Origin of the sequence: Nostoc sp. (assembly GCF_036918245.1) — a bacterium.
Lineage (GTDB): Bacteria > Cyanobacteriota > Cyanobacteriia > Cyanobacteriales > Nostocaceae > Nostoc.
Genome location: NZ_JBALEF010000092.1, coordinates 38,444 through 63,192, shown reverse-complemented (window position 1 = coordinate 63,192; position 24,749 = coordinate 38,444). Strand labels below are relative to the sequence as shown.

Annotated in this window: 27 protein-coding genes and 1 pseudogene; 14 read left to right on the top strand and 14 right to left on the bottom strand. The window is 42.8% G+C overall.

The annotated features are described in order from the left end of the window. The first annotated feature begins 3 nt into the window (after window positions 1-3). The 4 genes from V7L12_RS25930 (at window position 4) to V7L12_RS25915 (ending at window position 4,392) form a co-directional block, all read left to right on the top strand. Window positions 4-693 (top strand): hypothetical protein, encoded by a 690-nt coding sequence (locus V7L12_RS25930; protein WP_335088744.1) that lies wholly within the window; start codon window positions 4-6, stop codon window positions 691-693. A 67-nt stretch (window positions 694-760) separates the two neighbouring features. Next, complete coding sequence (locus V7L12_RS25925; protein WP_335088743.1) at window positions 761-1,201, top strand: hypothetical protein; 441 nt, start codon at window positions 761-763, stop codon at window positions 1,199-1,201. Window positions 1,202-1,579: 378 nt separating this feature from the next. Beyond that, a complete protein-coding gene (locus V7L12_RS25920) occupies window positions 1,580-1,996 on the top strand; it encodes a hypothetical protein (protein ID WP_335088741.1) in 417 nt (138 codons plus the stop codon). 11 nt (window positions 1,997-2,007) lie between these two features. Beyond that, complete coding sequence (locus tag V7L12_RS25915) at window positions 2,008-4,392, top strand: tetratricopeptide repeat protein (protein WP_335088739.1); 2,385 nt, start codon at window positions 2,008-2,010, stop codon at window positions 4,390-4,392. 615 nt (window positions 4,393-5,007) lie between these two features. On the opposite strand, the gene V7L12_RS25910 is transcribed toward V7L12_RS25915, so the two are convergent. Then, on the bottom strand, window positions 5,008-5,244 hold the full coding sequence (locus tag V7L12_RS25910) for a DUF433 domain-containing protein (protein ID WP_335088738.1): 237 nt from the start codon (window positions 5,242-5,244) through the stop codon (window positions 5,008-5,010). Window positions 5,245-5,488: 244 nt separating this feature from the next. Here V7L12_RS25910 and V7L12_RS25905 point away from each other — a divergent pair, with 244 nt between their 5' ends. Both V7L12_RS25905 and V7L12_RS25900 read left to right on the top strand, forming a co-directional pair. Continuing rightward, the gene (locus tag V7L12_RS25905) at window positions 5,489-5,788 is read left to right on the top strand and encodes a hypothetical protein (protein ID WP_335088736.1); all 300 of its coding nucleotides are present in this window, start codon (window positions 5,489-5,491) and stop codon (window positions 5,786-5,788) included. Window positions 5,789-6,284: 496 nt separating this feature from the next. After that, a complete protein-coding gene (locus V7L12_RS25900; RefSeq protein ID WP_335088734.1) occupies window positions 6,285-7,007 on the top strand; it encodes a TerC family protein in 723 nt (240 codons plus the stop codon). 96 nt (window positions 7,008-7,103) lie between these two features. Here V7L12_RS25900 and ndk read toward each other — a convergent pair whose 3' ends face one another. After that, the gene (gene ndk / locus V7L12_RS25895; protein WP_334815214.1) at window positions 7,104-7,553 is read right to left on the bottom strand and encodes a nucleoside-diphosphate kinase; all 450 of its coding nucleotides are present in this window, start codon (window positions 7,551-7,553) and stop codon (window positions 7,104-7,106) included. A gap of 229 nt (window positions 7,554-7,782) precedes the next feature. Here ndk and speA point away from each other — a divergent pair, with 229 nt between their 5' ends. Further along, window positions 7,783-9,798 carry a biosynthetic arginine decarboxylase gene (gene speA, locus V7L12_RS25890; protein WP_335088732.1) on the top strand — a complete coding sequence of 672 codons (2,016 nt, stop codon included), beginning with the start codon at window positions 7,783-7,785 and terminating at the stop codon, window positions 9,796-9,798. 84 nt (window positions 9,799-9,882) lie between these two features. Here speA and V7L12_RS25885 read toward each other — a convergent pair whose 3' ends face one another. From V7L12_RS25885 to V7L12_RS25870, 4 genes are all read right to left on the bottom strand, one after another. Further along, window positions 9,883-11,052: an NDP-sugar synthase gene (locus tag V7L12_RS25885; RefSeq protein ID WP_335088730.1), complete on the bottom strand. Its 1,170-nt coding sequence runs from the start codon at window positions 11,050-11,052 to the stop codon at window positions 9,883-9,885. Window positions 11,053-11,845: 793 nt separating this feature from the next. Next, a complete protein-coding gene (locus V7L12_RS25880; RefSeq protein WP_335088728.1) occupies window positions 11,846-12,676 on the bottom strand; it encodes a ScpA family protein in 831 nt (276 codons plus the stop codon). Between the two features lie 333 nt (window positions 12,677-13,009). Further along, window positions 13,010-13,261, bottom strand: coding sequence for a hypothetical protein (locus V7L12_RS25875; RefSeq protein WP_335088726.1), 252 nt, complete (start codon window positions 13,259-13,261; stop codon window positions 13,010-13,012). Between the two features lie 214 nt (window positions 13,262-13,475). Beyond that, window positions 13,476-14,594 carry an AI-2E family transporter gene (locus V7L12_RS25870; protein ID WP_335088724.1) on the bottom strand — a complete coding sequence of 373 codons (1,119 nt, stop codon included), beginning with the start codon at window positions 14,592-14,594 and terminating at the stop codon, window positions 13,476-13,478. A gap of 138 nt (window positions 14,595-14,732) precedes the next feature. Here V7L12_RS25870 and pdxH point away from each other — a divergent pair, with 138 nt between their 5' ends. Continuing rightward, window positions 14,733-15,377: a pyridoxamine 5'-phosphate oxidase gene (gene pdxH, locus V7L12_RS25865; RefSeq protein ID WP_335088722.1), complete on the top strand. Its 645-nt coding sequence runs from the start codon at window positions 14,733-14,735 to the stop codon at window positions 15,375-15,377. Window positions 15,378-15,522: 145 nt separating this feature from the next. On the opposite strand, the gene V7L12_RS25860 is transcribed toward pdxH, so the two are convergent. Further along, complete coding sequence (locus V7L12_RS25860; RefSeq protein ID WP_335088720.1) at window positions 15,523-16,140, bottom strand: FMN-dependent NADH-azoreductase; 618 nt, start codon at window positions 16,138-16,140, stop codon at window positions 15,523-15,525. Between the two features lie 149 nt (window positions 16,141-16,289). Between V7L12_RS25860 and V7L12_RS25855 the strand changes: the two genes are divergently transcribed. After that, complete coding sequence (locus tag V7L12_RS25855) at window positions 16,290-16,643, top strand: winged helix-turn-helix transcriptional regulator (RefSeq protein WP_335088718.1); 354 nt, start codon at window positions 16,290-16,292, stop codon at window positions 16,641-16,643. Window positions 16,644-16,718: 75 nt separating this feature from the next. On the opposite strand, the gene pyrE is transcribed toward V7L12_RS25855, so the two are convergent. The 3 genes from pyrE to V7L12_RS25840 form a co-directional block, all read right to left on the bottom strand. Then, window positions 16,719-17,297, bottom strand: coding sequence for an orotate phosphoribosyltransferase (gene pyrE, locus V7L12_RS25850; RefSeq protein ID WP_335088716.1), 579 nt, complete (start codon window positions 17,295-17,297; stop codon window positions 16,719-16,721). 34 nt (window positions 17,298-17,331) lie between these two features. Beyond that, window positions 17,332-18,234: a DUF3153 domain-containing protein gene (locus V7L12_RS25845; RefSeq protein WP_335088714.1), complete on the bottom strand. Its 903-nt coding sequence runs from the start codon at window positions 18,232-18,234 to the stop codon at window positions 17,332-17,334. Between the two features lie 184 nt (window positions 18,235-18,418). After that, a complete protein-coding gene (locus V7L12_RS25840) occupies window positions 18,419-18,961 on the bottom strand; it encodes a tetratricopeptide repeat protein (RefSeq protein WP_335088712.1) in 543 nt (180 codons plus the stop codon). 170 nt (window positions 18,962-19,131) lie between these two features. Here V7L12_RS25840 and V7L12_RS25835 point away from each other — a divergent pair, with 170 nt between their 5' ends. Next, the gene (locus tag V7L12_RS25835; protein WP_335088711.1) at window positions 19,132-19,575 is read left to right on the top strand and encodes a hypothetical protein; all 444 of its coding nucleotides are present in this window, start codon (window positions 19,132-19,134) and stop codon (window positions 19,573-19,575) included. A gap of 380 nt (window positions 19,576-19,955) precedes the next feature. On the opposite strand, the gene argB is transcribed toward V7L12_RS25835, so the two are convergent. Further along, window positions 19,956-20,852: an acetylglutamate kinase gene (gene argB, locus V7L12_RS25830; protein WP_335088710.1), complete on the bottom strand. Its 897-nt coding sequence runs from the start codon at window positions 20,850-20,852 to the stop codon at window positions 19,956-19,958. A gap of 127 nt (window positions 20,853-20,979) precedes the next feature. Between argB and V7L12_RS25825 the strand changes: the two genes are divergently transcribed. Together V7L12_RS25825 and V7L12_RS25820 are read left to right on the top strand one after the other, a co-directional pair. Further along, window positions 20,980-21,459 (top strand): pentapeptide repeat-containing protein, encoded by a 480-nt coding sequence (locus tag V7L12_RS25825; protein WP_335088708.1) that lies wholly within the window; start codon window positions 20,980-20,982, stop codon window positions 21,457-21,459. Between the two features lie 182 nt (window positions 21,460-21,641). Continuing rightward, complete coding sequence (locus V7L12_RS25820; protein WP_335088706.1) at window positions 21,642-22,265, top strand: Uma2 family endonuclease; 624 nt, start codon at window positions 21,642-21,644, stop codon at window positions 22,263-22,265. A gap of 157 nt (window positions 22,266-22,422) precedes the next feature. On the opposite strand, the gene V7L12_RS25815 is transcribed toward V7L12_RS25820, so the two are convergent. The 3 genes and pseudogenes from V7L12_RS25815 to V7L12_RS25805 form a co-directional block, all read right to left on the bottom strand. After that, window positions 22,423-22,758: a XisI protein gene (locus V7L12_RS25815; RefSeq protein WP_335088704.1), complete on the bottom strand. Its 336-nt coding sequence runs from the start codon at window positions 22,756-22,758 to the stop codon at window positions 22,423-22,425. Next, window positions 22,746-23,121: pseudogene (locus tag V7L12_RS25810) on the bottom strand (XisH family protein). Before V7L12_RS25810 ends, V7L12_RS25815 begins: the two are co-directional and overlap by 13 nt. Before the next feature lie 20 nt (window positions 23,122-23,141). Next, on the bottom strand, window positions 23,142-23,687 hold the full coding sequence (locus tag V7L12_RS25805) for a shikimate kinase (protein ID WP_335088702.1): 546 nt from the start codon (window positions 23,685-23,687) through the stop codon (window positions 23,142-23,144). 197 nt (window positions 23,688-23,884) lie between these two features. On the opposite strand from V7L12_RS25805, the gene V7L12_RS25800 reads away from it, so the two are divergent. Both V7L12_RS25800 and V7L12_RS25795 read left to right on the top strand, forming a co-directional pair. Then, window positions 23,885-24,220: a DUF433 domain-containing protein gene (locus V7L12_RS25800; RefSeq protein WP_335088700.1), complete on the top strand. Its 336-nt coding sequence runs from the start codon at window positions 23,885-23,887 to the stop codon at window positions 24,218-24,220. After that, window positions 24,189-24,527 carry a DUF5615 family PIN-like protein gene (locus V7L12_RS25795; RefSeq protein ID WP_335088698.1) on the top strand — a complete coding sequence of 113 codons (339 nt, stop codon included), beginning with the start codon at window positions 24,189-24,191 and terminating at the stop codon, window positions 24,525-24,527. The genes V7L12_RS25800 and V7L12_RS25795 overlap by 32 nt, the downstream gene beginning before the upstream one ends. Window positions 24,528-24,749: the final 222 nt, after the last annotated feature.

The window sequence follows — 24,749 nt, the reverse complement described above, 5'->3', positions numbered from 1 at the left end:
CGATTGCAAGCACAAGAAATTAAGGATCAGCTAAAGTCCCTTATCGAGCAAGCCTCCTCGATAGATCATAATTTAGCGAGAAGATTAGATGAAATCAATCGTTGGATAAAAGACATCAAACCAGGTTCCCTGACTGCAAAACCCTTTGTCACGGCCTTTTTACTAGAGGTAATTACGGATTCGACAATTTGGCTGATAATCAAATCCTTACCTTCAGAAGAAGAACAAAAAGCAAAGTTTGATCTGATGACGCCGATTGAGAGATATTGGTATGGTTATTTATTTCCCAGATGGTTTAATGCAAGTGACTCCAAGTTTTATATTTGGAAACAAAAATTGATGGCAGGCGAATTTAATCAGGTAGATGATGATATCATTAAATCAATAGCCCAAGATATTGTTCAGCGAGAAGGTAGTTTTTGGCAGCGTTATATAGCCGACCTTTCAATGGCAACAGATTTAATTGTTAGTCGTAACAATCAACCACTGTGCATTCAAATTACCAGTGTTTCAGAAGAACTTAATCACCAAAAGTACGAAGCTTGGCAAAATACACTGCGTTCATGGGAAATCGAGAGGGGGTTGTTCTTAAGTTACAATCCCAAAGATACTAATTTTATCAACCAGTTAGTCAACGTGGCCCTGTATAACAGTGATTACCTTTCTGGTGGCAAATATTTAAAATTTTCGTGACTTTTCAGGAATTTGATATTTCAGATTTGTGTCTAGCCTATATACTTACGTGCTAATTAGAGCTTTTATGGCTAATAAAAGAGAAACTCACTGCAACAATCAAGTAGATACATTTGCTGAAGCTTTAGCAACAGCACGACAAATGCAGCAGAACTGGTTAACTTACGGTGTTGATTTTGTCAATATTTACGTTGAAGATGTGGAGGGAGACTGGCTAGAAACGTGGGGACATGACGAAATATTAGGTAATTCTCAATTAGATACTATTAAAGAATTTCTGGTAAGTAATGATAGTGTAGCTGTGAAAGTAAGACAGCATTTAGGAGAGCGATCGCTATTTGATTTTGCAGTAAACTTAGAAGAATCTTGGAGAATTTCTCAAGTAGATGACAGGCTATCTGCTGTAAAAAATCTGCTAGCTGGTGAAGGAAATAGTATTGATATAGATGACATCAGGTTGTTTGATTTAGCAAATAGTCTGCTGGTAAAGTTGGCAGAGATTTTGTGAGATTTGGAATTATGCTGTCGTGAATTGCTTCCAGACGTTATTTACATTTATTCTTGATGTTGAAGGATTCATAAGATAGTTTGAGCATTTGTTGCAAACGTTAAATATTTTCTTATAAATGTTGAAGCAATTGTTACTCGCGTTCAAGCATGTATAAGAAACGTTTAAGTATTTGCTGCAAAAGTTAAATATTTTCTTATAAATGTTGAAGCAATTGTTACTTAGGTTGAAACTTTGGTTTATAACGTTGAAAGTTTTCTCTTACAGCGTAAACTCAGACTTTCACCAGAGAAACGGGATTAGCCTCTATCTCTCTGGAATCTAAACCTCTGTTATTGTATCCATCAGTGAAGATGTCGCTGGATAAGGTAGGATATTTTGGAACCAATCACAGCTAGTGCGATCGCAACTCTCGCTTTTACTAAAGCATTTGAGAAAACTATCGAGAAATTCACTGAAGCAGCCCTTGTTAAAATGGATGAGCTGCGAAAAAAGATTTGGGGTAAATTACGGGGAAATCTGAAAGCAGAAACAGCTCTCGTCGCTGCTGAAAAAGGCTCGAAACCAGATTTAGACAGGGTTGCTGCTTACTTGCAGATAATTTTACATGAAGAACCAGAGTTTGCGAAAGAAGTAGAAACACTGGCTCGTGAAATTGAGGCTGGTAAGATAGTAGACAAAAGCACTATGACCCAAATCAATCAAGATAATGCCAGGGGATGGCAAACTAAGGTTGAGGGTGGAACAGTTTATCAAGGCGATATTAACATTCATCATGCACCTCCCAATTCTTGAATTGAGCCATCATGAACCAAAGCAACCAGGATAATGCCAAGGGCTGGCAAACTCAGGTTGAGGGTGGAATAGCTAACATTGGTGAAACGATTAATATAAACTACTCCTCTGAGCAGTTACACTCATCTCCTCCAAATAATATTCCTTACCGGGGTGTCGCCAACTTTGTCGGGCGGGATGAGAAACTTGCCCAAGTGCATGAAACGTTGCAGCAAAATGACAGCGCGGCAATTCTGGCTGTGGCTGCTATGGGAGGAATCGGTAAAACTGAATTAGCAACACAATACGCACACCGCTACAAAGTCAATTATCCTGGTGGGCTTTGCTGGTTAGATGCCAGAAAACCAGATTTAGCAGCAGAGATTGTGCAGTTTGCTCAGTTTTACATGAAACTGGAAGTACCGAAAACCTTACTGACTTCCCAGGAACAAGTAAAATGGTGCTGGCAGAATTGGCAACCACAAGCAGGACTAGTCTTGGTAGTATTGGACAATGTTGACGATCTGACTAACTGGAATAATTGTCGCCAAATACTACCAACAGATAACCGCTTCTGTATATTAATCACAACTCGGTTGCGAAATATCGGTTCAACAGTTCAACAGATAACTTTGGATGAACTCTCACCAAACGATGCTTTGAATTTGTTGATAGCTTTGTTGGGTGAGAATGATAGGCGAGTGCAACGGGAACCACAAACGGCAGCAAATTTATGTAAATGGCTGGGATATCTGCCTTTAGGTTTGCAATTAGTCGGCGCGTATTTGGCAGAAGATCCAAATTTATCTTTAACAGAGATTTTACAGCGATTACCAGCCCAGCAAAAATCTCAATTGGAAGCCGTATTTGAATTAAGCTGGCAACAACTCGATTCTATGACACAGCGTGTCGGTGAGTTGTTGAGTTTATTTGCCCCAGATATCATTCCTTGGCAAATAGTTGAATCTGCCAGTCAGCAACTAAATTGGGCAAAGGCAGATGTTGACGAGGCGAGAAAGCAACTTTATAAACGCCATTTAATTCAAAGCGTAGCAGAAAGAGAAAGTTGCTATAAAATTCATTCTTTAATTAGGGAGTTTTTGCAAGGAAAACTGGTAAGGTCAAACACAGCCGATGACCTCAAAAAAGCCTTTGCCGCAGCATTAGTAGAAATTGCTGAGGAAATACCTGAATCTCTCACCCTTGAGGATATCAAGTCAGTGCAATTGGCAATTCCCCATTTAACTGAGGTGGCACAAAATCTGATTGATGCTGTGGAGGATGAAAATTTAATCTGGGTTTTCACTGGCTTAGGCAAATTCTATCAAGGACAGGGTTTGTATACCTTAGCAGCACCTTGGTATGAGCAAGGATTATCAACGGTGCAAACCCGTTTGGGAGAAGCATATCCTGATTTTGCCACCAGCCTTAACTGGCTGGCAAATCTCTACGATTCTCAAGGACGCTACGACCAAGCCGAACCCCTTTATCTCCAAGCTTTAGAACTTAATAAACGCTTGCTAGGAGATGCACATCCTGATGTTGCCAGCACCCTGAACTTGCTGGCATTACTCTACAAATCTCAAGGACGCTACGACCAAGCTGAACCCCTGTATCTCCAAGCTTTAGAACTGAGAAAACGCCTGCTCGGAGAAGCACATCCCTCTGTTGCCACCAGCCTGAACAACCTGGCAAGTCTCTACAAATCTCAAGGACGCTACGACCAAGCTGAACCCCTGTATCTCCAAGCTTTAGAACTGAGAAAACGCCTGCTCGGAGAAGAACATCCCCATATTGCCACCAGCCTGAACAACCTGGCATTACTCTACAAATCTCAAGGACGCTACGACCAAGCCGAACCCCTGTATCTGCAAGCTTTAGAACTGAGAAAACGCCTGCTGGGAGATGCACATCCCCATATTGCCACCAGCCTGAACAACCTGGCATTACTCTACAAATCTCAAGGACGCTACCACCAAGCCGAACCCCTGTATCTACAAGCTTTAGAATTGAGAAAACGCCTGCTGGGAGATGCACATCCCCATATTGCCACCAGCCTGAACAACCTGGCATATCTCTACAATTCTCAAGGACGCTACGACCAAGCCGAACCCCTGTTTCTGCAAGCTTTAGAATTGAGAAAACGCCTGCTGGGAGATGCACATCCCCATGTTGCCAGCAGCCTGAACGACCTGGCAGGACTCTACAATTCTCAAGGACGCTACGACCAAGCCGAACCCCTGTATCTGCAAGCTTTAGAAATTCGTCAGCAGGTGTTTGGGGTAAATCATTCCAAGACGGTTACTGTTCGGGAAAATCTAGAAAATCTTCAAACTCAAAAGAATGATAACCGTAAAGTTAAGAATAATACTAATAATAATTCCTTGTGGGAGAAGTTTTTAGGGTTATTTAAGTGAAGCGAAAGTTGTGATTATAGCAAGGAACTGGGGACACTTCTCTACGAGACGCTGCGCGAACGACAAGCGGTAGTTGAGCGCAGTCGAAATCAGTGCATCGCTGGAGACTGGGTGAAAAGTCTTTTTGTGTTTCGGTTTTATCCTCCTCAAATTAAAATTGAACAAATATAATAAACGACTCCCCGAATTCAATAAACGACTCCCCGAATTCAATAAACGATTCCCCGAATTCGATGAACGATTCCCCGAATTCGATGAACGACTTCCCGAATTCGATGAACGACTCCCCGAATTAGATGAACGACTCCCCGAATTCGATGAACGACTCCCCGAATTCAATAAACGACTCCCCGAATTCAATAAACGACTCCCCCTTATAAAGGCTACGGTGTACACACAAGTCGAATTACCCCCCTCAATCCCCCCTTATAAAGGGGGGAAGCCGGAAATCTAGTTCCCTCCCCTTTATAAGGGGAGGGTTAGGGTGGGGTAAAACCTTGGTTAATCAGCTATTTCAGACTTGTGTGTACACCGTAGCCTTATAAAGGGGGGAAATTGAGCAAGTTTACCCCCTCCCCTTGGTAAGGGGAGGGTTGGGGTGGGGTGCAAGAGGATTCATGAGGCAATTCGATGAATGCTTTTGACTTGGCTAAGTCGAGCAGCAAACAACAAGACAGCCAAAATATCTTCAGATTCTAAATCGTCATAATCTGCCAATATTTCTTCAGTACTCATACCAGAACTGAGCAGTTCTAAAATCAACTCAACTGGATAACGAAGTCCTCGAATACAAGGTTTACCGTGGCAGATATCTGGATTATGAGTAATGCGTTGTAGAAGTGTGTCATTCATCAAGAAATATTCATAAATTATGACGATATTTTTGTTCTCATAAGCTAATTCTAGATGCCAAATAACGACAGCAGAAAAATAATTGTAGCTACAAATAAATACTTTTGAATGTTAATTTATTTTTGATTTAGGGGGTTTATAAGTATATAATTATACTATATTATACAAATAAGAAAGGCGATCGCCCTCTGCCAAGAAGCTGCGATCGCCTTTCTGTAAACCCCCATTCTGGGAGACAATTACAATGATGGCACAAGTACAAAAGTTTGTAAAAAATCAGAAGTTCGCCCAATCAGAATTACAACAGTACTTAGAGGGCGAAAACTTAAATACACCCATCCTTAATCAATCTTCTGAAAATCAATTACCCAAAAGAGAACCGATTAAACATCTATTAATAGGTTCTCCAAAAGCAGTTACTAGCACAATTCACTATCTGCAAGTGATTGGCTACGCCAGCATCGGCGATTGGAGTCCGCTACTACCAACCGCCAACCCAGGCGAGGTAATGAGTATTTTAATCCGTCAGATTTTAATGCAATAAGTCGAATTACCCCCCTTAATCCCCCCTTGTTAAGGGGGGAAACCGGAAAATCTAGTTCCCTCCCCTTTATAAGGGGAGGGTTAGGGTGGGGTAAAACCTTGGTTAATCAGCTATTTCAGACTTGTGTGTACACCGTAGCCTCAAAGCATCGGGGAGGGGTATACCTTATGTGGTTGCAAAACGCTATATTACTGCTCAAGCTCGGTCGTTAAGGAAATATTCATAAATTATTACCATATTTTTTTTCTCATAAGCTAATTCTAGATGCGAACAGACAGCAGCCCATTGCGATCGCACTAAGCAAGATGTTAAAACTTTTGGTGTATTGACTTATACGCAAATTACCCCACTCGCACGACGAGCGCACACATTCAACCCCCTTCAAAATGCATCACAACCACGTTAAGCTGAATTAGAGTAGCAATTTATTGCGCTTTTTAATATGCAAATCTCTGTTCTTGTCAAATTTTAATTTTTTCTGTTTGAGAAACCCGGAATGCTAGACCGAATTTTTGATTACCTCGACTTTCATTTCAGCCTTGAAGCCCTGATAGTTCTGCTGATCCTGGTGCTTTTAGAGGCGCTGTTATCTGCCGACAATGCGATCGCTCTCGCTGCGATCGCTAGGGGGCTGGAAGACAAAGAACTTGAGCGTAAAGCTTTGAACTTTGGTTTAGTCGTTGCTTATGTGCTGCGAATCACCTTGATTCTCACTGCTACTTGGGTACAACAATTCTGGCAATTTGAATTATTGGGCGCTGCTTATCTGCTGTGGCTGGTATTCCAACACTTTACCTCAGAAGAATCCAAGGACGATCACCATCACGGGCCGCGTTTTAATTCATTGTTGCAAGCGATACCTGTGATTGCATTTACAGATTTGGCATTTTCTTTGGATAGCGTGACAACTGCGATCGCAGTTTCTCAAGAAAAATGGCTAGTGCTAACAGGTGCAACAATTGGTATTATTACGCTACGATTCATGGCGGGATTGTTTATCCGTTGGCTAGACGAATATGAAAACCTAGAAGACGCAGGCTATGTAACTGTGGCCTTGGTGGGCTTACGTTTGTTGTTGAAAGTGGTCAACGATAGTTTAGTTCCACCAGAATGGATCATGATAGCTGCCATCTTCCTGATTTTAGGCTGGGGATTTTCCAAGCGCGTTAGTACTGAATTACCCCAAGTAGAACCGGAAAAAAGCGAAGTCTCTAAATAAGTGAGGAGTTAGGAGTGAAGAGTGAGAAATTTTTAACTCCTAACTCCTGTACAGACGCGATTAATCGCGTCTCTACTCCTAACTCCTAACTCCCCATTACTCGTGTAACCAAGGCGTTAAGTGTGGTTGCCAACTGACTAATTCCTCATCCTTAAACCATAGAGCTATTTCCCGTTGCGCGGTTTCTTGAGCATCAGAACCGTGGATTAAGTTGCGACCAATATTCAGACCAAAATCGCCCCGAATCGTCCCCGGCTCTGCTGTTAAAGGGTTCGTCGCACCAATAATCTTTCTGGCAGATGCAACGACACCATCACCTTCCCATACCATCGCTATCACTGGGCTAGAAGTGATAAATTCGACTAGACCACTAAAAAAGGGACGTTCCCGGTGAACATCATAGTGTTGTTCAGCCAATTCCCGACTGACTTTCAGGAACTTTAAACCAACTAGGGTAAAACCTTTAGTTTCAAAGCGACGGATAATTTCCCCCACTAATCCCCGCTGTACTCCATCAGGCTTAATTGCTAAAAATGTGCGTTCCATTGCTATCTCCCAAAGCTTAATAAAGTTTTTATTAGTCAGTTGTCATTTGTTCTTCGTCCTCTGTCTTGAGTCTAAGGTTTTGCACTAATGACCAATGACCAATGACTAATGACATACGACTCTTGACCAATCAGAGTTTATCTCAGAAATTATCTTTGGGTGCATATACGTTCCCAAATGAATGCGCTAAATTGTTAATTCGTGGGTGAAAAACAGAGGTTAAGAAGAAATGGGTGTTGAGCCAACTGCTACATCTGACGAGGTGGTACCAGTACCGTCCAATGGACAAAAAGAAGTGAAAAATCATAAGCACAAAAAGCTGTTACCACCTAGTCCTACCACAGGAGATTTACCTCGCTCCTGGAAAATTGAGGATAGCGAAGCCTTGTACCGTATTGAAGGATGGGGACAACCTTATTTTTCCATTAGCGCTGCTGGTCACGTTACCGTAGCACCCAAGGGCGATCGCGGGGGATCTCTTGACTTGTTTGAATTGGTCAACGCCATGAAGCAGCGCAACTTGGGACTTCCCATGTTGATTCGCTTTTCCGATATTTTGGAAGACCGGATTGAGCGGTTGAACGCTTGTTTTGCCAAAGCGATCGCTCGCTATAATTACCCTGGTGTCTACCGTGGCGTGTTTCCCGTCAAATGCAATCAAGAACGGCATTTGATTGAGGATTTAGTGAAATTTGGCAAACCCCATCAATTTGGTTTAGAAGCCGGTTCCAAGCCAGAATTAATGATTGCTCTAGCTGTGTTGGATACACCAGGAGCTTTGTTAGTTTGCAACGGCTACAAAGACCGAGAATACATCGAAACGGCAATGTTAGCCCAAAGATTAGGGCAAACACCAATCATCGTCTTAGAACAGATTGAAGAAGTTGATTTGGTGATCGATGCCAATCGCCAGTTAGGTATTAAGCCGATATTAGGGGTTCGTGCTAAACTCAGTACCCAAGGCATGGGACGTTGGGGAACCTCTAGCGGCGATCGCGCTAAATTTGGTTTGACAATGCCTGAAGTAATCGAGGCTGTTGACAAGTTACGGGAAGCTAACCTGCTCGATTCTTTGCAGTTGATGCACTTCCACATCGGCTCACAAATCTCTGCCATTAATGTGATTAAAGATGCCATCCAAGAAGCCAGCCGCATTTATGTGGAATTGGCAATGCTGGGAGCAGATATGAAATACCTTGATGTTGGTGGCGGCTTGGGCGTAGATTATGATGGCTCCCAAACCAACTTCTATGCATCAAAAAATTACAACATGCAGAACTATGCCAACGACATCGTGGCAGAGTTAAAAGATACCTGTGCTGAACGGGATATTACCGTACCAACACTGATTAGTGAAAGTGGACGAGCGATCGCTTCCCATCAGTCGGTGCTGATTTTTGACGTTCTCAGTACCAGTGATGTCCCCCTCAATCCACCAGAACCTCCACAAGAGGGAGAATCCCCAATTATTAATTATCTTTGGGAAAGCTTTCAATCCATCAACCAAGAAAATTACCAAGAGTTATACCACGACGCTGCACAATTCAAAGAAGAAGCCATCAGTCGGTTTAACTTAGGAATTTTACGCCTTAGAGAACGAGCCAAAGCTGAACGGCTCTACTGGGCTTGTTGTCAAAAAATTCTTAACATCACTAGACAACAAGAATACGTACCCGATGAACTGGAAGACCTAGAAAAAATTATGGCTTCCATCTATTACGTCAATATGTCAGTGTTCCAATCAGCACCAGATTGCTGGGCGATTGACCAGCTATTCCCGATCATGCCAATCCATCGTTTGGCTGAAGAACCAACGCGGCGAGGAATTTTAGCAGACCTCACTTGCGACAGCGATGGTAAAATCGACCGCTTTATAGACCTACGTGATGTCAAATCAGTCTTAGAGTTGCACACCTACAAGCCGGGAGAACCCTATTATTTGGGAATGTTCTTGAATGGAGCTTACCAGGAAATCATGGGCAATTTGCACAACTTGTTTGGCGACACCAACGCCGTTCACATCCAATTAACGCCCAAAGGCTACCAGATTGAACACGTTGTCAAAGGTGACACCATGAGCGAAGTGGTAAGCTACGTCCAATATGACTCCGAAGATATGGTGGAAAACATTCGCCAGCGCTGCGAGAAAGCATTAGAAGAAAAGCGTATCACCCTAGCAGAATCTCAGCGATTATTGCAAACTTACGAGCAGAGTCTTAGAAGATACACTTATTTAAATAGTTAGGATTGGGAATTGGGCATTGGGCATTGATTAGGCATTGGAAAACTTTTTCCCATTCCCCATTACCCATTCCCCATTCCCCAGTCCCTAACTTACATTTGTCCCCAGCAATTCCTCTATAGCTTGTCGCTCAAGAGGGGTATGTGATGGTAGTGTCTGACGGGCATCGGTAATCAGCCAGTCTAAAGCAGCCGCTTGAACATCGATCGCAGCGCCAGTTTTATCTACGCAATAACGCCCAAACACCAGCTTATCGACTAACCGGACTCCTGGCCCCAGGCGCGACCATTCAAAAATCACGCTGTTTTCTACTGTTGCGCCACTACATATCCAACAATTGGGGCCAATCATCGCTGGGCCGACAATTTTAGCTCCGTCTTCGATTCTCGTCATCCCACCAATGTAAACGGGGCCTGTAATATCCACTTTGTCCCAATTTACGGCAACATTTAAGCCAGTGTAGATGCCAGGGGCGACTTCATGACCAGGAATTTGCACATTTTTGATTTCACCCAGCAGCACACCACGAATCGCCCGCCAATAGTCTGGGACTTTACCAATATCTACCCATTCAAAGTCCATAGGAATGGCGTAAAAGGGGGCTTTTATTTCTACCAATTTGGGAAACAATTGGCTACCAATGTCATATTCGACATCAGAGGGAATGTAGTTAAAAACCTCTGGCTCAAAGATGTAAATACCTGTGTTGATGTTGGTGCTGAGGGCTTCTTCAGTTGAAGGTTTTTCTTGGAAAGCTTTGACACGACCATCTTCGTCAGTCACAACCACACCATAGCTAGAAACTTCTTCCTTGGGGACAGATTTAGTGATAATGGTAGCGATCGCTCCTTTGGATTTATGCCATTTAACAGCCGCAGTTAAATCCAGGTCAATTAAAGCATCACCACATAAAACCACAAAGGTATCATCAAAAAACGGTGAGAAGTCTTGGATGCGGCGCATCCCTCCAGCTGAACCTATTGCTTCCCCCTCCAGTTTCCCGTCGTCATCTATTTTCCCTTCAAATGAATAGGCAATCTGCACCCCAAATCGCTGACCATCACGGAAATAGTTTTCTATTTCCTCAGCCAAATGACTAACGTTGACCATAATTTGGTCAAATCCATGTTGGCGTAACAGTTCCAGCAAGAACTCCATCACTGGCTTTTGCAGGATGGGAATCATTGGTTTGGGAATTGTATAGGTAATCGGACGCACGCGAGTACCCTTGCCAGCCGCGAGAATCATCGCTTTCATAAAAATTTATTCCTTAACCACAAGCCAGTTTACTTTCATCGAGTGATACTTAATCATCAGTTTTTATTTCTGCTCTAAGTCATCCCCCAGAATAGGGATAACAGGAATTTAGTGGTTATTACAACCATCGATATACCTAGATGACAAGCGATCGCTTATCTTTTCAATTTACTCGGATTTTGGGGCTGAATCAAAAATCTATAACAAGGTAGGAAGCAGCTATGCTAAAAGCCAGGAGGAAAACCCCATAAATAAATTCCTATTTTTCTCACAAGGAAGCCTGAAATCTTGATACCCGCACTCTAGATTTAAATTGTTTTACCTCTGGCAGAGCGAAAAGTCGAATCGTCCGTTCCCGGCGCTCTGTTAGCGATACAAGAGCGTCACTTTTCCAGAAAGGGCAAATATAAATATATTTATCTTCCTTCTACCCTTTGCCTTTTTTAGAGAAATTATCTGTAGGACTACGACTATTTTTGACTTTCTTAGTACAGCGTTGCCTAAGTTAGTAGCGAATGGACTCAAAGAAACTTTGCGCTCCTCTGCGCTATACTTTGCGCGACGGCAGTCGCTACAACGGGAGGCAGCGCGGTCTTCTCCCAAAGGGACAGGCTAGCGCCTTTCCTTCTCTACGAGAGGCTGCGCCAACGGAACGCTACGCGAACGCGGAGCGTCTCGTAGAGAAGGGGGTTCCCCTATGAGCGACTGCCGTGGGAACCCCTGCAACGCGCTGCCTCCCCTCTGCGTTTAAACTAAAACCTTCAATTGACCACGAATTTACGAAACTGTCGACTTAGTTCATCGGATGCTCAAAAGGTTTGCCGATATTAGCTGAATCTCTAATTAAGCGAATTTTAATTTCATGATAAAAGTCCTCTTGAAATAGCTCTACTTTCGATTGAGCCGAGAGTAATAGTAGTGCCCAGAAAACGCTAACAAGGTTACTGTGTTTAGACTCATGTCCAGACCCATTTTGGTTGATAAGTTTTGTCTTAGTCCACAATTCTACAAGTTGTTCTAAATTCAACCAATTTTGTTCTAAACTTAGCTCTCTTGTCGACAATTTCAATACCTGCTCCAGTTCCCCAGCGACTTCTGTCAGATTTTCCTGGTGAGCTAACTCCAGCGCCTCCCGCATACTTTGGACACTAGGTTGACGCCTGGGACGGGTAGGTTTGCTGACTTTTTCTACCAGTTTCAGTTGGTTAGCCATAATCTGCAATTGCTCAATTAACTCTTGCAGAGTCACTCGGCGCTTTGGTGGCGGCATCGCCGCTGGACGACGACGTAATTGCCGTTCTAAGGGTAGACGATGACCCTGATGTGATACACCGTCTTCACCTTCCAATAGAGCATCATCTTCTAAACCATCTTGTGCATCTCCAACTGTTGACAATTGCATTAAGGTATTGGCTTTGAATAATACCAACATTGATGCCGATAAAAATGCCTGTCCAGATTGAGACAAGTCCGCTTCATAGCCTCTTGTTATTGCCCCTGGTGCCATCAGTTCTAAATAGCGGTCAATCACCTCAATTACTTGGACATCCCAAGGATCAATTTCCCCCTGCTCGGCTTGGTAAATCAAAAATGTGATTGTTTCTAACAGCTCGGAAGCTTCCATCAACAGGTTCTAAGTTAATTAATGAGAATTAAAAGACTGTAAATTCAAGACTAAACTAATTGACTATTCGCAAAGCGTATACTCTATACATTCGCTTGCGCTTCTTTTGTTCAGAAATTGCCTGCTGGCAGTATCCTCTGAAATTTGTAATCAATCACCATTGTGAATTGTGAGATTAGATTGTGCAACTTTTCACTTTGGGCATTGGGCACTTGTACTGAGCGAAGTCGAAGTATTGGGCACTTGTACTGAGCTTGTCCTGAGCGTAGCCAAAGGGCGTAGCCGAAGTATTGGGCATTGGGAGTTAGAATTTGAAAGTTCAGCCTCAATGGCTCAAAGTTGAGCTTCTGAGGGTGAACGTTGAGCTTCTGAAGGTGGAAGTTGAGCTTCTGAAGGTGGAAGTTGAGCTTCTGAGGGTGAACGTTGAGCTTCTGAAGGCGGAAGTTGAGCTTCTGAGGGTGAACGTTGAGCTTCTGAAGGTGGAAGTTGAGCTTCTGAAGGTGGAAGTTGAGCTTCTGAAGGTGGAAGTTGAGCTTCTGAAGGTGGAAGTTGAGCTTCTGAAGGTGAACGTTCAAGTTTTAACAAAGTATGTTCAGTTTAATTCCCCTGCCTAAGAATGGCAGCACGAATTGAATACCTAATTAAAATCCCTGTTACAAAACGTAATTGCTCTCTTTGTAGAAGATAGCGAGTCCGCGTACTCTAACAGAGAAACAAGCTACGCTTTTAGCGTCTCGTAGAGAGCGTCATTGCGAATTGCGAACTTGTACTGAGCGTAGCCGAAGTATTGCGAATTGGTTTAACTTCCTGTGCCCCCTGCCCCTCTGCCACCTTTATCAGGAGGTGAATCACGAGCAATAGTGACAGTTGAGACAAAATCACTTGGCTTGCCGCTCTTAATAGCATCGAAAGTGCCCTTAATAGTACCAGCAATCGGAACAGCAACAATTGTCCCTAACAAGCCAGCAATCTCAAATCCCATCAAAATAGACACAAAAATCCAGATGGGATTCAGTCCGATAAAATTGCCGAGTAACCTGGGAGCTAACAAGTTATCTTTAAGCTGTTGCATGAGAATTGCCGCGATCGCAACTTGAACTGCCAACCACCAATTTTGCAACAGCACTAAAATCGTCACCAGACCAATACCCAGAGACGCCCCGATAAAGGGAATGAGTTCTGAGATCCCAATTAATATGGCAAACAACAGGGCAAAAGGCACCTTTATCACTAAGAAAATTGGTGTCAGGGTTAGCACCATGAACAATCCTAGTAACAACTGACTGAGGAAGAAGTTCTGAAAGTTTAAGCGCAAGGATGTGGTGAGGGGTTCTCCAATGTTAGAGGGCAAAAGATTGATCAAACCATACCAGACGCGATCGCCATATAAAAGCATATAAAATGCAAGCACAATGACTAACACTAAGTCAAGTAATCCCGAAAGCAGTGTTCCAGCAAATCCTACTGCACCAGAAGCTAGCTGTTGCACCACATTCTGAATGTTGGCATTGATTTGACTGCTCACAACCCTCAGATCGATTGGCAAACGTCGTTGCTTTGCCAGCATCTCAAACTGCTCTAGGTTTGCTTGACTAGCGCCTAACCAATCAGGAATCTTATTTAACAGTTGGATTGTTTGGTCAATAATCAACGGCACTAGGGTGATGCCCAGAATCCCAAGCAGCGTTAATGTTGCCAGTAAAACTATAATCACTGCCTGAGTGCGGGTGATCTGAGCACGTTCAAAGAACTTAACTGGGTAATTTAGGAGAAAAGCCAAAATTGCCGCAATGCTCAAGACGGTAATGGGATGCTGGAAGTAGCGAAAAAGCAGGGATAGTAGCCAAATATTAAGAGCGATAATGGGACCGCTCAGACCATAAATTAAGAGACGTTGGAGGGAGGCCGAACGGCGCATTTTATGCAACCTATTTTAGATATTCTTTGAGAGAGTTTGTAAAATTCTTGATGGCGCTGATCGTCATCCAATCATCATCATAGATATTTTTGAGAAAGATATATATAAGCGTATCTGATAGCAAGGAAACAAATCACAATGGACAAAACCGTAGCTGACCTTCGCAAAGACTACACTTTGGAAGGTTTGAGCGAACTCGAAATAGACCTCAATCCTTTTATCCAATTTAAAAAATGGTTCGATCAGGCACTCTCAGCACAACTCCCTGAACCCAATGCCATGACCATTGCCACAGCCACACCAGACGGTAAGCCTTCAGCCAGAATGGTGCTGCTTAAGAATTTTGATGAACGAGGCTTTACCTTCTTTACCAACTACAACAGTCACAAAGGACAAGAATTAGCAGAAAACCCCCAGGCGGCTTTAGTCTTTTGGTGGGCAGAACTGGAACGTCAAGTCCGAATTTCGGGGTATGTGGAGAAAGTTTCCGAAACTGAGTCTGACCAGTATTTTCACAGTCGTCCTGCCAACAGTCGCCTGGGTGCGTGGGTATCTAATCAAAGCGAGGTGATAGAAAGCCGAGAAGTCTTAGAGCGACGCTTGCAGGAGTTTCAAAGCAAATATAAAAATCAGGAGATTTTTCGACCGCCTCATTGGGGAGGCTTACGAGTTATCCCTACAGAAATTGAGTTTTGGCAAGGACGCCCTAGCCGTCTGCACGATCGCTTACTCTATAGCCGTTTAGATAACAGCAGTTGGAAAATTGAGCGGTTGTCACCCTGAAGAAGAGGCAAGGGAGCAGGGGAGCAGGGGAGCAGGGGAGCAGGGGGGAATTCTTGAACAAGTCTCTCCCAAGTCTCCCCCCTCTTCCTTGTCTACCTTGTCTCTTCTCCATGCCCAATGCCCAATGCCCAATGCCCGCATCACATTACCACTGGGCGATCGCATCTTGAATTGCTGCCCTTGCTTCTGATAAAGATTGGGTACGGGCATCACCTTCATTCAGGCTATTAGCGTTAATAAATTGAATGTCTGTAATCCCAATAAAGCCGAAAATTGCCCGCAGGTAGGGTTCTTGGAAGTCGTAGGCAACGAAAGGAGATGTCGCGCTAAAGTCACCACCGCGAGCTGTGATGATAACCGCCTTTTTACCCTCGACTAACCCTCTAAAACCTTGAGCATCTAAAGCAACAGTCCGGTTAATACGAACAATTTGGTCGATGTAAGCCTTAAAAGTGGAAGGTATATTGAAGTTGTACATTGGCACTCCAAAGACGTAGCGATCGGCTGCCAAAAACTCATCAACCAGTTCGTCAGAAATCCTGATTGCCTCAGTTAATTCTGGGGTATGGGTTTCTGGTGGTGAAAATGCCGCCGCAATCCAAGCTTCATCAACGTGAGGAACTGGGTAATGCCCTAAATCTCGATAAGCGATCGCATCTTCAGGATGCGCTGCCCTCCAAGCACTGACGAATTCCTTGGATAATTCTCTGGAGTGCGATCGTTCACCACGGGGGCTGGAATCAATATGTAGAATATTTACCACCAAATATCTCCTGATTAACTAGGATTTACTGCTTTTACTTTTTTTGAATCTTTATTTCAAAGCATTACATTAGATACTAAAAGTAACTAGTTACTAAAGTAAAGTAGTTACTATAAAGTAACTACTAGATAATTTTGGCTAACTTATCGATGTCTGCTTCTACAAATCCTCATGCTTGCCCAATAAGTATTTTGATGTCCTTATTATCAGGACCCTGGACAATGTATATACTGTGGGTGTTGTGTAATAGTGGACCTACTCGCTTTGGTGCATTGAAGCGCCAAGTAGAAGGCATTTCAACCAAAGTGCTGACAGAAAGACTGAGGATGCTGGAGGCCGCAGAGATTATTTATCGCCAGTATGAACCAACTGTTCCACCTCAAGTCACTTACGGTCTTACAGAACGCGGTCAGGAACTCATTGAAATCCTTCATCAACTCAATGGACTTGCTGAACGTTGGTATGGCAGCGAACAACGAGAACATAGCAATAGTAATGTTTAAGCTTAAATTACACAAGTCTTATCTCAAACCTAAGTATTTTTAGGGTTATTGTCCAAGATATTTTGACTGTGGGCTTCAAGACAGTTCCATCCACACCGAAAGCTCCTCCATATCAAATAGAGGAAGTTTTTGAATACCAGCTTTTTCGAGGCTGTTGTCTTCTGTTCTTCCGCGCCAGATTACGCAGAGTACGAAGTCCACGATCGCTCCCTGATTACGCAGCGCTTCGGTACTTTTTACAACCTGACCACCTGTTGTAATCACGTCTTCAATGATACACAATTTTTTCCCTTGGATATTAATTCCTTCTGCTATCTTCTCAGTACCATATTCTTTTTTTGTCTTCCGAACAAAGACAACTGGTAATTCAACTTCTAATGAAATTGCTGTTGCTAAAGGAACTCCCCCTAATTCCAGTCCTGCTAGAATTTCCGTTCCTGATGGAATCTTTTTTACCATTTCTTTAGCTAACTGCTTCAGTAACAAAGGATTAGATTCAAACTGATATTTATCAAAGTAATGGTCAGATATCTGACCAGAACGTAACCGAAACTCGCCTTTCAAGTAGGATACACGAACAATTTCTTTGGCTAATTCGCTATAACTCATTTTTACAAAATGGGGAAAAGGTAAAAAAGCCGATGCATTCTCCATCGGCTTCGCTAACAATATTCAACAAATGAATAGTCTACTGTTCCTGGATTGCTGCTGCTTTGGCAGGAAACTGAATTCTGGGATCTGGCATGAAATTGTATCTCAAGTACAATCCTCCCGAAACAAACAGGATAATTAACAACCCACCGATACCAAGGGGACTAGGAAGCCAGAAAACAGCTTCTATGTGGTTTAGCTCACCAGGCTGGAGTTTCCACACTAATTGATTGCCATTTTTTTCTGGCTCAATTGCAGTTTCAGTTAGTTGAATATTTTTGGCTCCCCAAGGAGTCTTCAAGCTAAATTCCAAATCAAGAATTGAACCAGCATTAGCTAGAACATTACCTTTGCTGGCGATTAGAGAGAGCGATCGCAAATCTAAATCATAAATCAACCGATTTCGGACTAAAAGTAAAAAATTATTCTGCTCCAAGAGGACGTTTGATTCAATTTTCGGCAGTTCTGAGTTAGATTGGCTCTCTACAGACTCAGAGGGTTGATTTGCACGGGAGTTAAAGAATTCGTTGAACTTCTCTTGCAATTCCCTACCACTGCTAAAAGGGATTGTGACGATGATTTCTTCTTGGGAAACTCGCTGTGCTTTACCTTCAAGTTGACGGGCGCGACGTTCTATGCTCTTTAACCATTCGTACACCGAATCGCCACTAAAACTGGTTAGCCGTTCTCCCAACTTAATATGCTGTACTAGTTCGCCACTATTTGAGTTGTCAAAGTTAAGTCCCACATCGTACTTTACACAGCCAGTCAGTAGCAGAGATGTTAACAGCACTAGCCACAGAATAGGATTTCGCATGGGAAAGACCCGGTTCATTCGATTTCGACCATTCAGTGGTGAGAGAAATTTCATATTTGCCAACACGAAACTAAATGGTCTGATTAACCACAAGAAAATCTTTCTGAAAATTGAAGAATTCATAACTATAAATCTCCCCAAAAGTCAAACTTTTTAACCAATCTTGACTTGTTAGTATTGTTTGAGATTCCTGGAATACCATTTTGATCGCTCTGGGACTGGGTAAGAAAATATGAGTAAGATTTAGTTTGAGTCTGAATCTTCATTCAAATCTTCCCAATCCCTAGTCCCCAATCCAAAATTGTTATCAGCCAGGAGTTCCTGAAAAATTCAACCAAACCAAGTACGAGATGGTTAAACCAATGGCAATTAGCGCCACCCAGATAAAGCGATTATCTCTGGTATTGACCTGACTGAGGTCAACAAATTCTGGCTCGGCAGGTTTAGGCTTTTGCTCCCCAGAAGATTTAGTTGACTTAGCAGGTACAGAAATTTTAAGTTCATTATCGGCTAATGCGCCCAAATCAGGGATTTCGGTCATCCATTCGCTGGGTCTTTTCAGCTTTGGTGCTTTTAAGATATAAAGCATCCGCCGCGCTTGTTTGCTAATTTCAAAATGGGCATGGCGTTTGAGTCTTTCGCAAAGAGCGATCGCATCATCCGTGCGTCCAGCTGCTTCATAAGCTGTCACCAGATAAATTTCTACTTCGCCCCCAAGGCGAGAATTACGAGCTAACAGAGCGCTAGCCTTTTCTAAATTTTCTACGGCTTCGCGGTATTGCCCATTCTCAAAGGCAACTTTCCCAGTCTGGTAGCGGGTTTTAGCAATTTCTAAACTTTCTGTACTCACGTCTTATACAAAAATTAGCACTATTTTCATTTTGCCAATGCCAGCAATCTTTTTGGAATCTTTTCAAAAGCTGGCAATCTAAAAGTGAATAAACTTCTAAAATTTTAACTAAGTAGCTGCAACTATTTTCTGATTAAAAATTCCGGTATCAAATGCAGGTGAGCAAAATTATGTTGAAAATCAAGCATTCGCAACTGAATTGGCTCTTAGCAGGTATGACTTTAGCAGTGATGGGTGTAAGCATTGCTCCAGCTTGTGCCCAGTCTGTGATCGTGATTGATGGTGGTTATGGAGTCAGGCAATCATCGCCTTCTGTGGGTTCCTTTATTTATGGTAGTCCGATTCCCACGCCTATGCCTGTAGACCCAACAACGGGACTAATGCCACAACGCACTAATTTCCCCGATTCTTACTATCCCCAGGTAAGGCAGCCCGATTCTTACTATCCCCAAGTAAGGCAGAACGTGAGAAATTCCACGCTGATTAATCCAACTTTGATTAATCCGACAATTCGAGACTCAACCGTAGTTAATCCGGTGATTATAAATAATTCATGGCGTCATACACCATTTAGCAGTGGGCGATCGCGAGTTATTATTACCTATCCCCGGTAAGAAGGCAGAGGGGCAGGGGAGGCAGGGGGAGCAGGGGGAGCAGGGGAGGTGAGTATTAAAGACTCATCCACGAATATCAAAGACTCGTCCACGAGTATCAAAGACTCGTCCACGAGTATCAAAGACTCGCTCACGAGTATTAAAGACTCGTCCACGAGTATTAAAGACTCGTCCACGAGTATCAGAGACTCGCTCACGAGTATTAAAGACTCGTCCACGAGTATCAGAGACTCGCTCACGAGTATTAAAGACTCGTCCACGAGTATCAAAGACTCGCTCACGAGTATCAAAGACTCATCCACGAGTAAAAAACGAATTTTAATTTACACGAAATTACAATTACAAATCATTTTCCCCTGCCTCCCCTGCCTCCCCTGCCTCTAAAATGTAAACTGCGAACCGAGAATCATCGTCCCAATCCCAACATCAGTAAAGATTTCGAGTAACAGCGCATGAGGAATGCGACCATCGATAATATGTGCTGCACGGACTCCTTGAGCAAGCGATCGCACACAGCAATTCACTTTAGGAATCATCCCACCGCTGACTACACCATTAGCAATCAACTCGCGGGCTTCGCGGATATCTACTTTTGGAATCAAAGTAGATTGGTCTTTGTAATCTTTTAAAATTCCACTGGTGTCGGTCAGTAAAATTAACTTTTCTGCTCCTAGTGCAGCAGCGATTTCTCCAGCTACAGTATCAGCGTTAATGTTATAAGCTTGCCCTGTCTCGTCTGCGGCGACGCTGGACACTACCGGAATATAGCCATTGCTAGCGAGGGTTTCCAAAATCTTGATATTCACATTGCTGACTTCCCCCACAAAGCCAATGCCTTCTTGACCTTGGGAACGGGCTGTAAATAGATTACCGTCTTTACCGCAAAGTCCTACAGCCAATCCACCAGCTTGGTTAATCAGGGAGACAATTTCTTTGTTAACTCGACCAACTAAAACCATTTCCACCACATCCATTGTGGCGGCATCAGTGACTCGCAGACCATTCTTAAATTGTGGTTCGATGCCCAGCTTATCTAACCAACTGTTAATTTCTGGGCCACCGCCGTGGACTACAATCGGACGCAAGCCCACGCAGGATAAGAATACAATGTCGCGGATAACTTTGTCTTTGAGTGTGCTATCTTTCATCGCTGCGCCACCATATTTGACAACAACAGTGCGACCGGCGAATTGTTGAATATAAGGTAGTGCTTCGCTTAGTACACGCACACGAGTGGCTTCAGCTTGCCTGATGTATTCAGAATCGTTGACCGTCATGAGGAGCCTAACAGAGAGAGTTAAAACCTATTTCAGTCAGTGTAGAAGACTTTGTAACTCCTCACAATCTCTGCTGCCAAAGTCGAGTATATTTGTACTGGAATTGAATGAATACAATTTCTAACTGATGGACGAAGACACAAGAAGAGCGGAAGAAAGAAGAGAACTGAGCCGACGTTTTGATACTGGAGATACTGAATTCAGCAACATATTCTTCACCCCCAATATAAGTATTGAAGAATTGCTCAAACGCATTGCTGCTGGAGAAAAAGAGTTTGTTGATATTTGCTTGGATGATCCTAATTTGAGCGGAATCAACTTGGCTGGAGCTAACTTGACTGGTGCTAAATTGTTGAGTGTTAACCTAAGTGGTGCCAATCTGGAGGGCGCTAATCTGAGTTACGCCTTCTTAGATGGAGCTAACTTGAGTGGTGCCAATCTAGAGGGTGCTAAAGTTGCTGAAGGTTCCGTAGTTGGTGCTAACTTGCAAAATGCCAACCTCCGAGGAACTATTGGTTCCTTTGGTCAGGCTCATCGGGCTTTCTACCACAATACTCTTATGCCCTATGGGAATATTTGTACTGAACCCTATTGGCAAGAAGGATGAGAATTTCTTTGTTTCTGTGTGGAATCACAGTACCATTTTAGTAAAACTGTTGGCAACCAGTTCGCTGGTTCAATACCTTTATCATTGACTTAAACCTCACGTTGCAAACATAACAGGTATTAGGCGATCGCTCCTTCAAGCCTCTAGAATTGAAATCATTCGGCTGAAGCTAGGGAATGAAAATGACAACGCTGCTAATCCAAACTGAAAGCACACCCTTAACGGTAAACTTTCCCTCACTTGTGCAGATGACAAATGAGCAGTTCTATGAATTTTGTCAAGCTAATGGAGATTTGCGAATTGAGCGCACTGCCAATGGGGAAGTCATCATCATGCCACCAGCTTTTTCAGATACGGGCAACCGTAACTTTAACATTGCTGCACAGCTTGGGAATTGGACTGAACAAGATGGCACTGGGATAGGCTTTGACTCCAGTACAGGTTTTACACTACCCAATGGAGCAATGCGTTCTCCTGATGCTTCTTGGATTGAACTGGAGCGCTGGAATACTTTAACAGATGCACAAAAAGCTTCATTTGCACCAATTTGTCCCAGCTTTGTGATTGAGTTACGTTCTTCCAGCGTAGGCGTAGCCCGTCGTAGACATCGCCTGATAAAATTACAAGACAAAATGCAGGAGTACATCGATAACGGTGCATCACTAGGCTGGTTAATCGATCGGCAGAATCGAAAAGTCTATATTTACCGTCCGAATCGAGAAGTTGAGATTTTGGAAAATCCCGAAACAGTTACTGGCAATCCAGAATTACCAGGGTTTATCCTACGGATGGCCAAAATTTGGTAATTAGAGTCTTCCTAATGAGAAACTTGTGTTTTGAGAACGTTAGGAATTGCTTCAAGTACTCGCTAGGCAAAGCTTTCAGGTGTATCTCCCTCTCACTCGGTGATGTGCAAATCGGCTTGAGAGTAAAGTGATGTTCGTTGTTCGAGGAGCGATCGCATTACGCTACGCCATAATCTGTATACTGACGTTTGTAAGGAGCTTGCAAACCCAAGACAATATCCTCTCGTGGTACTCCCATCATCACTAATTCCTCTGCTGGATTGCGATCGGTTAAATTCTGTTGCAGCCAGATTTTGCCATCTTTAATATCAAAATGCATCACGCATCGATAAATACGATTAAATCCTTGCCAACCGACATTCATCCATTGATAATGATTGCGTTCTGTGTCTAAAATGAGTTGAACTTCGACATCATTATCCGAGACATCATCACTGGCATAGTTCGTCAACAATCTTTTAACATCCTCTTGATATTTTGTTAGTTTATCCACTGTACAATCACCTCATCTACTGGATTGTAAACAATTAATAGCACCTGATACTCTTTGATCGCAGTTTTAGTAAACTCCAGTTGAAAAAACGTTTTGTACGTATCCTGCTAATGCTAGACGGTAACTCAGGAATTGTCCCAAAGCGGAGTAAAAATCTGTTATTGCCGAGGGGTTTAAAAAGCTTTTGATTTCAATTGCTATTTTTTCATTTCCTTTTTCTGCAGCAATTATTTTCTCTACACCTAAATCAATTTGGAAATTGACTTACCCAAATTTAAATTTTAATGGATAGCTCGTAATTATCCATTGTTCTTTTTGCAAAGCTTTTTTAACTGATTCATGAAAAATATCTTTTGCAGACACAGTTAGATCAATATTCCCCATTAATGAGAAACAGGTTTTTTCAGGATGCTAGGAATTCCCTCAAGTACTCGCTTGGCAACGTCTTCAGGCGTATCTCCCTCTCGCTCGGTGATGTGCAAATCGGCTTGAGAATAAAGTGGTGTTCGTTGTTCGAGGAGCGATCGCAACTTACCTTTAGGATCGGCATCTTGCAGCAGTGGTCTTGTGGTATCCTCAGCTAAACGGCTGTAAATTATCTCCACTGGCGTATCTAGCCACACTATCAAACCGTGGTGCAAGTAACCCCAATTTTCTCGCCGCAATACAATGCCTCCGCCAGTTGCTATAGTCAACTTTGTAAAAGCACAAACTTGTGAAAGTACGTCGCTTTCTAACTGGCGAAACCTGGCTTCACCTTCTTGGGCAAATAACTGATTGATAGATTTACCTGTTGCTTGGGCAATGACATCATCGGTATCTACAAACCCATAACCCAGTTCCTTTGCTAGTAAGCGCCCTACTGTCGTCTTACCAACGCCCATTATACCAATTAAGTATAAGTTGACTCCTTGTAATAAGCTGCTCACCAGTTGCTTTGCTCCAATTATAAGTTTTGAGTGCTGAGTTACAGTTTTAAATTATAAACTCAACAACTCAATCTAGGATTTAAAAATACGGAGTTTTGCACCTATCGCGCAACTGGATAAAATTATTTGATTGGCGATCGCTAATCAGGCGATAATTAAAATATAATTTGTTCTTATAGGAGTGTTTGTTGGATAAAATGTCTAAGATACCAGTAATTTCAGAACACATTGAAATTACTCCAGATGGGAGTAAACCGCGCATTGCTGGACACCGAATTAGAGTGCAAGATATTGTTATTTGGCACGAACGGATGGGGCTTTCCCCTGACGAAATCGTTTATCATTATCCCAGTATCACTTTAGCTGATGTCTATGCTGCTCTAGCTTATTACCACGATCATCAAGATGAGATCAGGCAAGAAATTGCAGAAGGAGAAGCCTTTGTTAGAGAAGTACAGGCTCAAACTCCTTCGATTTTGCAAGAGAAACTAAAGAATCGAAATGACACAAAAAATTCGATTCCACCTAGATGAGAATGTCAGTAATGCTATAGCAGAAGGCTTACGTCGTCGTGGGATTGATGTGACGACTACATCAGAAACAGGACTGATAGCTGCATTAGATGGAGAACAGCTTTATTTTGCAATGTTTCAGAATCGGGTAATTTTCACCCATGATGATGACTTTGTGATACTTCATCAAGGTGGCTTGATTATGTACTCAGGAATTACTTACTACGCTCAAAATCGGCGCTCAATTGGGGAAATATTGAGGAGTTTAATTTTAATCTGGGAAGTTCTTGAGCCTGAAGAAATGAGATATCAACTTGAATTTATCTGAAAGCTTTTATTGTTTTACTGAAATGTAAAAAAGCGATATCTTCTGGAGCAAGACGCTACGCGTAGCTTGCTTCCACGTTCGTGCAGCATCCTGTAGGGAAGGAGTACAGTAAGCTTTCCTGGAGAATGCTACGTGTAGCTTGCTTAAGAGCAGGGATACGCTAACGCATCTTGCTTGGGCGGCTCCAGTTTTTAACCTTCATTGAGTAATCTGGTTTGCTTA

Bases quoted from the DNA above. Each gene is read 5' to 3' on its own strand.
- V7L12_RS25925 (WP_335088743.1), top strand. From the start codon at position 761: ATGGCTAATAAAAGAGAAACTCACTGCAACAATCAAGTAGATACATTT.
- V7L12_RS25915 (WP_335088739.1), top strand. From the start codon at position 2,008: ATGAACCAAAGCAACCAGGATAATGCCAAGGGCTGGCAAACTCAGGTT.
- V7L12_RS25910 (WP_335088738.1), bottom strand. From the start codon at position 5,244: ATGAATGACACACTTCTACAACGCATTACTCATAATCCAGATATCTGC.
- V7L12_RS25905 (WP_335088736.1), top strand. From the start codon at position 5,489: ATGATGGCACAAGTACAAAAGTTTGTAAAAAATCAGAAGTTCGCCCAA.
- V7L12_RS25900 (WP_335088734.1), top strand. From the start codon at position 6,285: ATGCTAGACCGAATTTTTGATTACCTCGACTTTCATTTCAGCCTTGAA.
- ndk (WP_334815214.1), bottom strand. From the start codon at position 7,553: ATGGAACGCACATTTTTAGCAATTAAGCCTGATGGAGTACAGCGGGGA.
- speA (WP_335088732.1), top strand. From the start codon at position 7,783: ATGGGTGTTGAGCCAACTGCTACATCTGACGAGGTGGTACCAGTACCG.
- V7L12_RS25885 (WP_335088730.1), bottom strand. From the start codon at position 11,052: ATGAAAGCGATGATTCTCGCGGCTGGCAAGGGTACTCGCGTGCGTCCG.
- V7L12_RS25880 (WP_335088728.1), bottom strand. From the start codon at position 12,676: ATGGAAGCTTCCGAGCTGTTAGAAACAATCACATTTTTGATTTACCAA.
- V7L12_RS25870 (WP_335088724.1), bottom strand. From the start codon at position 14,594: ATGCGCCGTTCGGCCTCCCTCCAACGTCTCTTAATTTATGGTCTGAGC.
- pdxH (WP_335088722.1), top strand. From the start codon at position 14,733: ATGGACAAAACCGTAGCTGACCTTCGCAAAGACTACACTTTGGAAGGT.
- V7L12_RS25855 (WP_335088718.1), top strand. From the start codon at position 16,290: ATGTCTGCTTCTACAAATCCTCATGCTTGCCCAATAAGTATTTTGATG.
- pyrE (WP_335088716.1), bottom strand. From the start codon at position 17,297: ATGGAGAATGCATCGGCTTTTTTACCTTTTCCCCATTTTGTAAAAATG.
- V7L12_RS25845 (WP_335088714.1), bottom strand. From the start codon at position 18,234: ATGAATTCTTCAATTTTCAGAAAGATTTTCTTGTGGTTAATCAGACCA.
- V7L12_RS25835 (WP_335088711.1), top strand. From the start codon at position 19,132: ATGTTGAAAATCAAGCATTCGCAACTGAATTGGCTCTTAGCAGGTATG.
- argB (WP_335088710.1), bottom strand. From the start codon at position 20,852: ATGACGGTCAACGATTCTGAATACATCAGGCAAGCTGAAGCCACTCGT.
- V7L12_RS25825 (WP_335088708.1), top strand. From the start codon at position 20,980: ATGGACGAAGACACAAGAAGAGCGGAAGAAAGAAGAGAACTGAGCCGA.
- V7L12_RS25820 (WP_335088706.1), top strand. From the start codon at position 21,642: ATGACAACGCTGCTAATCCAAACTGAAAGCACACCCTTAACGGTAAAC.
- V7L12_RS25800 (WP_335088700.1), top strand. From the start codon at position 23,885: ATGTCTAAGATACCAGTAATTTCAGAACACATTGAAATTACTCCAGAT.
- V7L12_RS25795 (WP_335088698.1), top strand. From the start codon at position 24,189: ATGACACAAAAAATTCGATTCCACCTAGATGAGAATGTCAGTAATGCT.